We start from the raw sequence: 13259 nt of genomic DNA, 5'->3' as shown, positions 1-13259 counted from the left end.
ACCCTATTCTTTTTGCTTAAATACTTGTCTCCTTACAGACATTTCCTATACGATAAGAAAGTATGGAAAGGGAGGTCATTTTATGGTATCCACAAAATCCAGGTTTTGGATCCTTATCGGTCTTGTGACGATTTCAGGTTTTTCTCAAGGAATGCTGCTGCCTTTAATTGCTGTTATTCTTGAACAAAATGGCATTTCCTCATCCATAAACGGTTTACATGCTACAGGATTATATATAGGAATTTTGTTATCTTCCCCATTCATGGAAAAACCCTTACAAAAAATTGGCTATAAACCGGTGATTATGATTGGAGGAGCATTAGTTATCGTCTCCCTTGCTCTTTTTCCATTTTGGCAGGCTCTTTGGTTTTGGTTCATTCTAAGAATAACGATAGGAATTGGGGATCAGATTCTCCACTTTGGTACACAAACGTGGATTACAGCTACTGCAGAAAAGCATAACCGCGGGCGTAGTATCGCTTATTATGGTTTGTTTTTCAGTGTTGGCTTCACCCTCGGACCATTGATGACTAATCTACTACCTTTTGGTGTTTATGTCCCCTTTCTTATCTCAGCATTCTTAAGTATGTTCGTCTGGCTATTTATGATTTGGGTAAGGAATGAGATACCTGAAAAGGAACATACCACAGCTTATGGAACAAGTTCAATTAAAAGATTTGTCAAAGCCATTCGACTTGCCTGGGTCGCTTTTCTTCCTCCCCTAGCCTATGGATTTCTTGAAGCGACCCTGCACGGAATCTTTCCTGTTTACGGGATGAGAATTGGACATGACGTGAATTTAATTTCTTTAATTATTCCTAGCTTTGCAGCAGCCAGCCTGTTTTCACAAATTCCATTGGGAGCTTTAAGTGACAAAGTCGGAAGAAAAAAAGTTATATTGACTGTCGTATTAGGGGGGATCGTTGCCTTTATTTCTGCTGCCTTATTTGAGAACTCTGTCATTGCTTTATTTACGACTTTTGCCTTAGGCGGCCTATTTGTTGGGTCCCTGTTTTCATTGGGAATATCCTTCATGACAGATTTACTCCCACAGGAGCTTCTTCCTGCAGGCAATATTTTATGCGGAATGGCCTTTAGTATTGGAAGTATTTTAGGACCTTTTTTATCCGGATTTTTCTTAGATCTCTGGCCAAACCTGTCCTTCTTCTATGTCATAGTGACGTTATTGATTGTAGTATTTGCAGCTACAGCTTACAAAAAAGATCCTGAAATCGTATCTTCCCAGGTCTCATAACATTCATTCCATTAATGGCAAGGATGCGCCATCACTTTCTTTTCTACTCAAGTTGGAAGGCTCTTGATCCACCCGGATCATTTTTAAATTTTCTCACCAATAAAAAAGAACGGCGGGCATCGTGTTGTGTCCGCCGTTCCCTTTTATTCGTCTAACGCCTGAGCTAGTACATCAAGGTTCCGTTCCATTAAAGTAAAGTAATCTTCCTTATTTTTTATATCTTCTTCTGTAAGAACAGCGAGATTATGAAAACGTAAAGCTTCTGCCCCGATCTCGTTTTGAATAACCTCGGCAACTTTTGGCGTGATATTCTGCTCAAAAATAACATACTGAAGATCATTCATTTCAGCGACTTTCATAATTTCTTCAAGGTCCTTCTGGGAAGGTTCGTTTGTTGGACTCAAACCTGAAACCGCAATCTGATTGATCCCGTAAGATTCTTCCCAATAGCCGTAAGCAGCGTGGGAAACGATGATTTTACTTTTAGGTTTTGATTCTATTCGTTTATGAAAAGATTGATCCAAAGCAAGCAATTTATCTTTAAGCTCTTTAAAGTTCTTCTCATAGGCTTGTTCATGTTCGGGGTTTAATTCAATCAACTGACCTTTAATACTCTCAGCCATTTGTACGGCCAGCATCGGATCCAGCCATACATGCGGATCCTGTTCTCCGTGATTATGACCCTCGTGATCTTCCTTCTCGTTTTGCTGTCTATCTTCATGCACTTGTTCGTCTTCGTGGGTATGTTCTGCTTCTGCCCCATGGTCATGATGCTGTTCTTTCAATTCAATATCGGAGGCAGCCTCAAGAATGGTTACTCCTTCAGACTCAATCGATTCTGAAATTTTCTTTGCATACCCTTCTAAGCCTGCTCCGTTATATATAAATAGGTCTCCTTCAGCCATTTCCACCATTTCTTTTGTTGTAGGTTCATATGTGTGGGCATCCGATCCGGCCGGAAGAATAGATTGCACCTCTACCGTGTCTCCACCAATTTGTTCGGTAAAAAACTTTAGTGGATAAACGGTCGTATAAACCGTAAGCTGATCACCTTTTTTCTCTTGTTTTACTGACGTTTCTTCATTTCCGCAAGATGTCAATATAGAAACGATTACTATAAATGAAAGGATAATGACTAGTTGTTTCATCGTAGACCTCCTCGATTTTATCCAAAAAGATTATACCGTAATCGTTACACCTTGTAAACAGTAACCATTACTTTTTGTACCATATATAAAGCATGCCTGTACACCATAGGCACAGGCATGCTTCACCCTTATAATCGGGACGCTTTCAATTCCTTAGAGCCATTAAACCGTTACTTTTTAGCTATTTGTTCTAAATACACCTCGGGCATTTCCCATATATTTCAAATTTGTGATTTTCAACATTGTATCCATTCAAGTTTTCTTCAATGCTATTCATAGGGCAAAATTCGATAGATTTTGTTTTTCCACAATCTGTGCAAATGAAATGGTGGTGATGCCCCTGTGTTTCACAACATAAGCGGAAGTGCTTCTCCCCTCCAAGTTCTGTTGATTCCAATAGTTCCACATCTGTAAGCATATACAGATTACGGTAGATGGTATCATAACTGACACCTGGAAAGTCATTCTGTATTTCTTTCAATATTTCTTTCGCGGCAATATATTGATCTTGTTTTACAAATATCTCCAGGATACGCTCCCGTTGTTTTGTCCTTTTATAGCCTTTTTCTTTTAGTTTCTGTAAAGCTGTTTCCACATTCATCATGCTTCACCCTTCATCCATTGTTGAGCTTGAACTCGTTTATAAAGAATCGACATAATAAGAATTAGAATCGCCGTCACCACAATCGTTCCCCCTGGAGGAACGCTGAGATGATAAGAAGAGATTAAACCAACCAGCACAGAAGTCTCTCCAAAAGCAATGGATAATCCTATGGTCTGTTTGAAACTCTTAGCGATTCGGATCGCAGAAGCTACTGGCAGTGTCATTAAAGCAGAAACAAGCAGAATCCCAACAACCTGCATAGATGAGGCGATCACCAGCGCGACCATAACAATGAACAATAAGTGAATCCAACGTCCATTGACACCAGAGACAGACGCATGTTCTTCATCAAACGATAATACGAAAAGCTCCTTATAAAAAAGAATAACAATGACAATAACAATCGAGGTAATCATAAGAACTGTCCACATGCTATCCCTGCTTACTGCGGTCACACTCCCAAATAAATAGCTGAACAGATCTGTATTGAATCCTTCAGCCAGGGAGATGAGGATAACCCCTGTGCCAATTCCTCCTGACAAAATAATAGGAATGGCTAATTCTTCATAATGTTTATATACTTTTCGAAGCCGTTCAATTAAAATAGCTCCTACAACGGAAAAAGCCATCCCAAGATAAATCGGATTCCACTCATTAATCCCCGTCACTTTTTTTTCAAGTAAAAGGCTTGCCGCTATACCTGTTAAAGTTATATGGGATAAAGCATCTGCTATAAGGGATAAGCGACGGACAACAATAAACACACCTAATAGTGGCGCGACTATTCCAATCAGGACCCCCGTGATGGCTGCATTTTGTAAGAATTCATATTGAAAAAAGTTATTAATCACTGTAGTTCACCTCATGATGATCATGATTATGAGTTAGCTGTTGGACTGCATGGCCGTAGAGGTGATTAAGGTCCTCTTCACTGAACTCTTTGTATTCTTCTGAAGCACCATGAAAGTGGACCGTTTTGTTCATACATACGACATGGGTCGCATGATCGGTGATTGTACCAATATCATGGGTAACCATCAAAAGCGTAATTCCCTGTTCCTTGTTCAAACGGCCGAGTAGATCATAAAAATCCGTTACATGCTTCGCATCGACCCCGACTGTAGGTTCATCGAGGATTAATAGTGAGGGGTCACTAACTAAAGCCCGCGCTATAAATACACGCTGTTGCTGACCACCTGAGAGTTCGCCGATATTTGAATAGGCATACTCATCCATCTCGACAGTTCTTAAAGCATCCATCGCTTTTTCTTTATGTTTTTTAGTGAAAAATTTGAATGCTCCAATCCTCGAGACGAGCCCGGTCTTCACTACTTCGATAACGGTTGCTGGAAACCCGGAATTAAAACTGTTCGCTTTTTGGGAAACAAAACCGATTTCCTGCCAATCCTGGTATTGCCTTAACGGTTTATTAAACAAATGGATAGATCCATGACCTGGTTTGACCAACCCAAGCATCAGTTTGATCAATGTTGATTTGCCTGATCCATTCGGTCCTACCAATCCAAGAAACTGGCCAGCTTTAATATTAAGGTCTACATCTTTAACGACCCATTCTTTGTCATATTTAAAAGAAACATCTCTTAACTTAACGATTGTACTATCTTCCATGTTCTATCCCTCTCAAATAAGAATGATTACGAATTAAATTATAGTTCAAGCATATCTGGAAGTAAAAAAGTCTGCTCTGAAACTTTTCAAACAAAAATGCAACAATCCATAACCATTACGATTTAAACCAACTTCCATCATAAAGGACCAACTCATATGAATCAAGACTATTATCGATAAACAAAAGTATTTCTCCTTCTTTTCGTCAGGTTTTAAAATAAAAGCTGGTTTTTTATTTCCTAAAAAATGATTCACAAACCTATATTTTACATTACCCTAGGAAACCAAAAAGCCAGAGCTGCATTTACCTGCTCTGGCTTTTTTGATTAAAGGTATCGGTTATGTCGTTTTTCTAAATAGTCTTGTAGGGCTGAAAAAATCATAGTGAGCGGCCAATAAACTAATGCGGCTGTAATATACATGGTCATCGAGTCGACCGTCCGTCCAGCTGCAATTTGGGCTTTGTTCAAAATCTCAGGTACCGATATCATGGCTGCAAGAGATGTAGCCTTTAATAAATCTAGAAAAACATTGCCAAGAGGCGGAATGGCAATTCTTGTCGCCTGAGGCATAATAATTCTTCTAATCGTCTGCCAATAAGTGAATCCAAGTGCACGGGATGATTCCCATTGACCATTTGAAACACTGTTTAAGGAAGAACGATTGATTTCAGCTATATAGGCGGCACTGTTTGTACCAAACCCTAAAATAGCAGCTGAAATAGCAGAAATTTGAATACCTACTACTGGCAATCCGAAATACAATACAAACAAATAGACTAAAATTGGGGTCCCTCGCATGAAAGATATATAACTACGAGCGGGCCACCGAAGCCACCGATGATTGGAACCTCTAGCTAAAGCAATAAAAAAACCTAAAACAAGGCCGATCGCCATTCCGGATAGGGCGACAAGTAATGTGTAGGGCACTCCTTCTAAGATAAAAGAAAGGTTTTCCCATGCATTTTCGGCGTTGAAGATCTTTTCAATTTGAATATTATTTACCTCAATACCAAACATGATCAAATGATCTCCTTAAAGGTCTAATCCCTCAATTTCTTGAATATCTTCTTCAGGTTCTTTGGAGGCATCTTTACCACCAAAGAATTCCTTTGATAATTCAGTTAACGTACCATCGTCCTGCATTTCCTGCAATACTTTATTAATCTCTTTCTGCAACTCTGTCGCACCTTTCGGCATCACTATTGCTGAATTCGTAGGATGGAATTTCAAATCTGGATGGAGTTGTACATCAAATTGGGGCAGAGCTTCAAGGGCCAATGACTGCAGATAATAGTCATTGATTACTACGTCTGTTCGCCCATTATCTACATCTCTAAGATATACATCATTCGCCACATTATCATAAGGGATAATTTCTGCGCCGAAATGCTCAGCAATTTGAGCGAAGACGGTTGTGGAACCCCCTCCATGTTTTTTACCTTCCAAGTCTTCCAATGTTTCAATTCCAGAAAGGTCAGATTCACGCACAATCATTGTAGAATAAGAATATTTATAAGGATCAGAGAAAGAGAATTGTTCCTGACGATCTTTCGTGACTTCCATATCGTTAATGGCTGCATCAATCCGCCCACTGTTAATGGCTGGAAGTAAAGAGTCTACACCATATTCTTCAAACTTCAGATCAACACCTAGGCGGTCAGCCACTTCTCTCATGATTTCTACATCATAGCCTGTCATTTCGTCGGAACCTTCAGGGTAATAAGAGGCTGGAAAGAGCGTACCCGACGTACCAACAACAATTTCCCCCTCTTCCTTGATTTCGCTCCATTTGCTATCGGAATTGGAAGCTTCTTCGCCTCCATTGCTATCTGAACTGCTTTCACCCTCTCCACTTGATCCACAAGCAGCAAGGAATAATGAAAGCCCAAGCATAAGTATAAATAAAAGACCTTTGCGCATTTGTTTGTTCCACCTTCCGTTTGTTTTTCGCACCTGTCTAATATAGCAACTTGACACCTGTAATATCAACTGCTATGACGAATTTTCATAGGATAATATCTTACCACTTGATCAATCACCTTTTTATGATATGATTATAATGTATATTACATTATAACAATTATAAATAATTAATTTAATTGAGCTTTGTCACTGACTTTCATTCTCAATTACAAAAAGGAGTTGAAAATGCTCATGAGTCAATCACGTATAGTCCAAGCTACAGGATGGTTTAAATTGCCACTACGATTGTCCGCTTTTAAAGAGCATGGTGAATTGATTGCAGCTATCACTAGTGGAATTCTCATCTTAGTCGCTTGGTATGGAGAAAATCATTGGAGCACACCTCTTTATGTAAGCTTATTCGTGAGCGCATTTTTAGTTGGTGGTTTTGCCAAAGCAAAAGAAGGATTAGAGGAAACACTCAAAGAAAAATCACTCAACGTGGAACTGCTAATGATCCTTGCTGCCATTGGGTCAGCCTCTATCGGATATTGGACGGAAGGGGCTATTCTCATCTTCATATTTTCTCTTAGTGGCGCGTTGGAAACTTATACAATGAACAAAAGCCACAAAGAAATTTCCTCTCTCATGAATATGCAGCCCGAAGAAGCCTTACTTATTACAGATGTTGGGTATGAATGGGTGCCTGTTAAGAAGCTCCATATTGGTAACCGAATATTAATCAAGCCCGGAGAGCGGGTTCCTGCTGACGGCACCATTGTAAAAGGCCATTCCACATTGAATGAGAGTGCAATCACAGGTGAATCCTTGCCAGTAAATAAAAGTGAGAGTAAAGAAGTGTTCGCGGGGACAATGAATTTGGATGGGAGCTTGGTTGTTTCCGTTACAAAACCCTCAAGCGAGACCCTATTTCAAAAAATCATTACGATGGTTCAAAACGCCCAGAGTGAAAAATCTTCTTCCCAACTTTTTATTGAACGTTTTGAAAGTACGTATGTCAAAATTGTTCTATTCGGCGTCGGTCTCATGTTATTCCTTCCTCATTACTTATTTGGATGGAGTTGGATGGAAACCATTTACAGATCGATGATTCTCTTAGTTGTTGCTTCTCCATGTGCTCTTGTGGCATCCATCATGCCCGCAACCCTTTCAGCCATATCGAAAGGGGCTAGACAAGGGATTTTATTCAAAGGCGGGGTACACCTGGAACACCTGTCTCATTTAAGAGCGGTGGCCTTTGATAAAACAGGAACGCTAACAAAAGGAGAACCTGAAGTTACAGACTTTCTCACTGATGAGCGAGAAATGAAGGCGACAGTACTCTCTGTTGTCTCTTCTATTGAAAATGAATCGAATCATCCATTAGCCCAGGCGATTGTCCGCTATGCTGAAAAATCCGCTACTCCTCTTCCCCCTGTAGAAGACGTCAAAGATCATAGCGGTAAAGGTGTGTGTGGTTATTTTAAAGGAGAGGAGTGGAAAATCGGAAAAGCAGACCTTGTAGGTAAAGAAGCGGCTGCTTCCTTTATGAATAATTACGGTGAAAGACTTGCCTCCGATGGAAAAACGGTTATCTTTGTGTCAAGAGATAAGGAGGTTATTGGTTTATTTGCGCTGAAAGATACCGTACGTAAAGAAGCGAAGATGGCTATTTCTGCTTTAAAAGAACACGGCATCTATACGGTTATGCTAACTGGCGATAATCCTACTACGGCAAAGGCGATTGCAAGGGAAGCGGGCATCGATAATTATATTGCCGAGTGTATGCCAGATCAAAAGCAGCAAGAAATTAAAAACATGAAACAACACTTCACCCATGTAGGAATGGTTGGAGATGGCATTAATGATGCGCCTGCCCTCGCTGAGGCTGATGTAGGTATTGCGATGGGAGAAGGGACAGATGTCGCTTTAGAAACCGCGGATATTGTCCTGATGAAAAATGATCTTCCTAAAATTGAAGAAGCTATTCAAGTTTCCAAGAAAATGAACCAGGTGATTAAACAGAATATCATTTTTTCCATCAGTATGATTATGCTCCTGATCATCAGCAACTTCTTACAAGTGCTTGACCTTCCTTTAGGAGTAATCGGACATGAAGGCAGTACTATTCTGGTCATATTAAATGGATTGCGCTTATTAAAATAACCACCAGTCATCAGGCATTGTATGAATGTAAAAAAGAGGACGAAGCTGCATCCAGCTTCGTCCTCCCTTCCTCCTGGCTAAAGGATTATCCCCATGTATTCTTTGTCCTTCGGTGGTGACTCATAGCATTGATCTCTCCTCCAAGAATGATGACCATGCCTGAGATATAAAACCATATCATGAGGACAATCACCCCGCCTAAGCTACCGTAAGTCGCTGAGAAATTCCCGAGATTACTGACATAAAAAGAAAACAATAAAGAAACCAGCTGCCATCCAAATGTGGCAAACAATGCGCCTGGCACCGTATCCCTATATTTTAATCGTTTATTAGGTGCAGTCACATAAAGGAATGACAAGACAATGAAAAATATAATCGATGAGATCACCCAGCGAAACCCATTCCACAAAGTAAGGAAATTGTCCGAAAGCCCGAAGAAAGAGAATAAGTGTACACCGATCGAGTGGCCTAATATTGGCAGCAAAAAAGCAATTCCGATGACGATGACCATCGCCACTGTTAGAACAATTGCAATCAGGCGGGATACGATAAACGATCGATTTTCTTCTACATTATGAGCGCGATTAAATGCACGCATAATAGCATTCACCCCATTGGATGCCGCCCATAACGTCCCGATTAAACCGAAGGACAATAAACTGCCGCTTTCACTTCTTAACAGTGACGAAACATTCTCAGTGATCATGTCGAACGTATTAGGAGGCGCGTAGGCACTAACAAAAGCAAGCACTCTTTCTTCATCAATATGTAAGTACCCAAGCAGCGTAAGCAGGAATATCATAAACGGAAACAAAGATAGCAGAAAAAAATAGGCAAGTTGAGCGGCCATTCCCCCGACGTCGTCTTCCCCGAATCGGGTAAACAGCTCTTTGCCGAAATTCTTGATGATGGTCACGATATTCCCTCACCTCTTTGATAATCAGGAAGATTGTTTTGGATCGTCGTCCACAGCCTTAAGCTGTTCTTTTACTTCTTGATTAATTTCCCCTACTTTATTCAGCATACTCTCCGCTTTGTCTAATAATTCTAGAAGATCTACGACTCCTTTATTTAACTGCGTAGAAAAGGACTCATAATTCACTCGAAGATTGTGAATTGCTTCAGAAGGGTGTTTCATATAGCTTTGACATCTCGCCCCAGTTGAACGTGATTTTTCCCCTACATATTTTCTGGTATCCTTATCCATTAATGCAACAATTGCTCCGACAACGGCCCCTAGAAGTACGCCTTTCCAAAGTTTACTCTGTCCCATATTCATCCTCCTCAAAGATTGTGTTCCTGTTTAATTTGTTCCAATAGGTTCGTACATCCTTCACGAACAAGATCATAAACATAATCGAAATTGCCTGTAAAGTAAGGATCAGGTACATCGCTTTCCATAGCCTGTGGAACAAAATCCATCAATTTAGCGACAACGACATCATTTTTTTCCCTGATCCCTTTCAAGTCTCTGATATTCTTGTTATCCATGGCGATTAAGTAATTAAAATCATCCCAATCAGCTTCTGTCACTTGCCTTGCGATGATTCCATCGTAAGAGACCCCTTTTTCATCTAGAACTTTTTTTGTACCCTCATGAGGATCTGATCCAATATGCCAATGGCCGATCCCTGCAGAGTCTATGCTAATAACCTTTCCCAGGTTTTCTTTCTCAACTAAATCCTTAAAAATCGCTTCTGCCATCGGAGACCGGCATATATTCCCGAGGCAAACAAATAAAACCTTTATCATATTCCCATCCTCCATTTAGTATTTCTCACTTTTTATTTTCTATGAAATCTTTGAAAATCCTGCTGAATTAGGGCAGTTTACATGGGTATTTTCCCTTTTCTTGTCGAAATCAACCGTAATTTTTACGTTTGTAGGAAATAACCTTGACAATTGGTTTAAATTTTCGGAATATTTTATATATGGACAATTATAAAAAGGAGATAGGGGGAAAATGATGGGTGAAGGTAGTGCAATACACAGTTTTTTAAGTGATTTAAGCGGTCTTGTCTGGGGACCCATTCTACTGACCTTGTTAGTAGGAACAGGGATTTACTTAACACTCCGACTGGGCTTTCTGCAATTCAGAACACTGCCCTATGCTTTAAAACTCGCATTCAAACCAAGTAAAGAAAAGAAGAAAAATGAGAAAGGTGATATTTCCCATTATCAGGCGCTTACAACAGCACTTGCCGCTACAATCGGGACCGGTAATATTGCCGGTGTAGCGACGGCTGTTGTATTTGGCGGCCCTGGGGCAGTCTTCTGGATGTGGATCACTGCTGTATTCGGTATGGCTACAAAATATGCGGAAGCTGTTCTCGCTGTCAAATATCGAATTGAAGGAAAAAATGGTGAAATGTCAGGCGGGCCGATGTATTACTTATCTCGTGGATTAAAAATGAAGTGGCTTGGTAAGCCCCTTGGATTTTTATTTGCGATTTTTGGTGCGATAGCAGCCTTCGGAATAGGGAACATGGTCCAATCCAATTCCGTTTCCGATGTTATGGAAGGAACATTTAATGTTTCTCCATGGGTAACGGGAATCCTCTTGACTGTACTTGCTGGTTTAGTGTTGCTTGGCGGGATAAAGAGCATTGGAAAAGTGACCGCCTTTTTTGTTCCGATTATGGCAATCTTTTATGTAATTGGTGCATTAATTATTCTTATTCTCAATTACAATATGGTCATTCCAGCCTTTGGGACAATTATTAATGATGCTTTTACTGCTAGCGCACTGGGAGGCGGATTGCTAGGTACGGTTATCCGTTATGGTGTCGCCCGCGGTGTGTTCTCTAACGAAGCAGGTCTTGGTTCCGCACCAATTGCAGCCGCGGCCGCTCGAACCGATTATGCCGGCCGACAAGCTCTCGTTTCGATGACTCAAGTATTTATTGATACCATTATCGTTTGTACCATGACAGGTTTAACCATTGTTATGGCTGGTCAATATCAGGGAGGACTAGATGGTGCTGACTTGACCTCTACGTCTTTCCAAATTTTCCTAGGAGATATAGGATCATATATTGTCACTATAGGTCTCGTTTTCTTCGCGTTCTCTACAATTGTAGGTTGGTCCTACTACGGAGAGAAATGCTTTGGGTATTTAACGAAGCAGCGATTTATCGGTGTATATAAAGTAGTTTTCGTTGTATTCGTTTTAGTCGGGGCAGTCTCTCAGCTAAGTACTGTCTGGATATTTGCAGATGTTATGAATGGATTAATGGCCTTCCCGAACTTAATCGGACTCTTACTTCTCTCTGGGGTAGTGGCGGCTGAAACAAACAAGTTTTTGAAAGTAGCCCAAAAAGAAAAACAAAAGGAAAAAGAACAACATCAAGCAGGCTGATCATAAAAAGAGAGCCACCGGCATATAAAGCCAGTGGCTCTTTTACATTCTTCTCTAAATGTGGAAGTGAACAAATGCATCAGGCTATTGGATGGATACAATCTGGCCCCTCATTTTTGGCAGAATTAACATAGTCACTCACTTCATAGGCATGAAGGTCATCCATCGTCAATTGGTCAACAAACTGTTTCGCTTCTACAGGGTTCCATTTTATGGGCTCTATCCACTCTTCCTGTTTCTTTCTTGGCATAATAACAGGCATACGGTCATGAATCGGCTTCATAAACTCATTGGCTTCCTGTGTCAGAATTGTACACGTAAATAGCGATTCTTCCTCTCCTCCCCATTGATCCCATAGCCCGGCAAAAGCAAATAGAGATCGATCTTCCAGCTTTATTCTAACGGGGCGTTTCCCCGATTTTGTTTTTTGCCATTCATAGAAGCTATCCGCTAAAATAAGACACCTTTTCTGACTCATTAACCTTTTATAGCTAGGCTTTTCATGAGCTGTTTCACTTCTAGCGTTAATCATCTTATACCCGACTTTAGGATCTTTTGACCATGAAGGTACAAGTCCCCATTTCATATAACCCGCTCTTTTCTTATTTCCATCATGGATAACAGCAAGAACTTTTTGCCCTGGAGCGACATTATAACGCGGTTCATAGCCATCAATTTGACTTTCTATACCAAACTCACGCAGTATTTCTGCCTCTTCTGCTAATAACGTGTAACGACCGCACATTCTTTCCTCCTCCTTTTCGTCATCCATCCCCCATTATTTTCTACAAAGAGTTACTAAATACTTTTCAGAAGCCAAAACGATGGTTAATTTTCTTTTGATATCTTTTAAAAGCACTGGACTGGTGTACTTTTCGTTTCTCCATCATCATGTCGAAACGAAGCTTTTTCTCTTTCCATTCCTTTTTATAGTGAGAAGAAAGTTGAGGATCTTTTATTTGTTCCAGCAACTCTTCCAACTCAATGATTTCTTTCTTTAAAATCATTTCCTCTGGGAGCATGTGGGCATTCTTTAAAATACGGTAACTATTTCTCAATTCCGGGGGAAGATGAGCGAATTTGTCTTTTGGGAGCGGCCTGCCCTTTCCCGGCAAATGGTCAAATTCCCCTTTTTCAATTGCCTGTTTGACCTTTTCTTCAATCAAATGACCATAGTCCATCTTCTCTACTCCTC

The 13259-nt window shown here is 40.4% G+C and carries 14 protein-coding genes; 3 read left to right on the top strand and 11 right to left on the bottom strand.

Features of this window, described 5'->3' with window-relative positions:
• Positions 1 to 82: 82 nt before the first annotated feature.
• Entirely contained in the window at positions 83 to 1255 is a 1173-nt protein-coding gene (locus BLW54_RS12455) for an MFS transporter (protein WP_035508565.1), read from the top strand.
• A 143-nt stretch (positions 1256 to 1398) separates the two neighbouring features.
• Here the strand turns inward: BLW54_RS12455 and BLW54_RS12450 are convergent, their stop codons facing one another.
• The 6 genes from BLW54_RS12450 to BLW54_RS12425 all read right to left on the bottom strand — a co-directional run bounded on the left by BLW54_RS12450 (position 1399) and on the right by BLW54_RS12425 (position 6558).
• A complete protein-coding gene (locus BLW54_RS12450; protein ID WP_074735008.1) occupies positions 1399 to 2403 on the bottom strand; it encodes a metal ABC transporter solute-binding protein, Zn/Mn family in 1005 nt (334 codons plus the stop codon).
• 190 nt (positions 2404 to 2593) lie between these two features.
• Entirely contained in the window at positions 2594 to 3004 is a 411-nt protein-coding gene (locus tag BLW54_RS12445) for a Fur family transcriptional regulator (protein WP_035508562.1), read from the bottom strand.
• Entirely contained in the window at positions 3004 to 3858 is an 855-nt protein-coding gene (locus BLW54_RS12440; RefSeq protein ID WP_035508560.1) for a metal ABC transporter permease, read from the bottom strand. Before BLW54_RS12440 ends, BLW54_RS12445 begins: the two co-directional genes overlap by 1 nt.
• The gene (locus tag BLW54_RS12435; RefSeq protein WP_035508559.1) at positions 3851 to 4636 is read right to left on the bottom strand and encodes a metal ABC transporter ATP-binding protein; all 786 of its coding nucleotides are present in this window, start codon (positions 4634 to 4636) and stop codon (positions 3851 to 3853) included. Before BLW54_RS12435 ends, BLW54_RS12440 begins: the two co-directional genes overlap by 8 nt.
• A 326-nt stretch (positions 4637 to 4962) precedes the next feature.
• Positions 4963 to 5655, bottom strand: coding sequence for an amino acid ABC transporter permease (locus tag BLW54_RS12430; protein ID WP_074735005.1), 693 nt, complete (start codon positions 5653 to 5655; stop codon positions 4963 to 4965).
• Between the two features lie 15 nt (positions 5656 to 5670).
• A complete protein-coding gene (locus tag BLW54_RS12425; RefSeq protein ID WP_035508556.1) occupies positions 5671 to 6558 on the bottom strand; it encodes a transporter substrate-binding domain-containing protein in 888 nt (295 codons plus the stop codon).
• A 234-nt stretch (positions 6559 to 6792) separates the two neighbouring features.
• On the opposite strand from BLW54_RS12425, the gene BLW54_RS12420 reads away from it, so the two are divergent.
• On the top strand, positions 6793 to 8706 hold the full coding sequence (locus tag BLW54_RS12420) for a heavy metal translocating P-type ATPase (protein WP_081867086.1): 1914 nt from the start codon (positions 6793 to 6795) through the stop codon (positions 8704 to 8706).
• 85 nt (positions 8707 to 8791) lie between these two features.
• On the opposite strand, the gene BLW54_RS12415 is transcribed toward BLW54_RS12420, so the two are convergent.
• From BLW54_RS12415 to BLW54_RS12405, 3 genes are read right to left on the bottom strand one after another with little or no spacing between them, the layout of a single operon-like run.
• The gene (locus tag BLW54_RS12415) at positions 8792 to 9622 is read right to left on the bottom strand and encodes a YihY/virulence factor BrkB family protein (protein ID WP_074735002.1); all 831 of its coding nucleotides are present in this window, start codon (positions 9620 to 9622) and stop codon (positions 8792 to 8794) included.
• A 24-nt stretch (positions 9623 to 9646) separates the two neighbouring features.
• Positions 9647 to 9979, bottom strand: a complete 333-nt coding sequence (locus BLW54_RS12410; protein ID WP_035508552.1) for a YtxH domain-containing protein — start codon at positions 9977 to 9979, stop codon at positions 9647 to 9649.
• 11 nt (positions 9980 to 9990) lie between these two features.
• The gene (locus BLW54_RS12405; RefSeq protein ID WP_035508550.1) at positions 9991 to 10458 is read right to left on the bottom strand and encodes a low molecular weight protein-tyrosine-phosphatase; all 468 of its coding nucleotides are present in this window, start codon (positions 10456 to 10458) and stop codon (positions 9991 to 9993) included.
• Between the two features lie 214 nt (positions 10459 to 10672).
• Between BLW54_RS12405 and BLW54_RS12400 the strand changes: the two genes are divergently transcribed.
• Positions 10673 to 12064 carry an alanine/glycine:cation symporter family protein gene (locus BLW54_RS12400; RefSeq protein ID WP_074734999.1) on the top strand — a complete coding sequence of 464 codons (1392 nt, stop codon included), beginning with the start codon at positions 10673 to 10675 and terminating at the stop codon, positions 12062 to 12064.
• 79 nt (positions 12065 to 12143) lie between these two features.
• Here the strand turns inward: BLW54_RS12400 and BLW54_RS12395 are convergent, their stop codons facing one another.
• Positions 12144 to 12809: an SOS response-associated peptidase gene (locus tag BLW54_RS12395; protein ID WP_035508546.1), complete on the bottom strand. Its 666-nt coding sequence runs from the start codon at positions 12807 to 12809 to the stop codon at positions 12144 to 12146.
• Positions 12810 to 12873: 64 nt separating this feature from the next.
• Positions 12874 to 13245 (bottom strand): DnaJ family domain-containing protein, encoded by a 372-nt coding sequence (locus BLW54_RS12390; RefSeq protein ID WP_035508544.1) that lies wholly within the window; start codon positions 13243 to 13245, stop codon positions 12874 to 12876.
• Positions 13246 to 13259 lie beyond the last annotated feature (14 nt).

Origin of the sequence: Halobacillus karajensis (assembly GCF_900108515.1) — a bacterium.
Taxonomy (GTDB): Bacteria; Bacillota; Bacilli; order Bacillales; family Halobacillaceae; genus Halobacillus; species Halobacillus karajensis.
The sequence above is the reverse complement of the archived record's forward strand: the minus strand, read 5'-3'. Positions and strand labels throughout refer to the sequence as shown.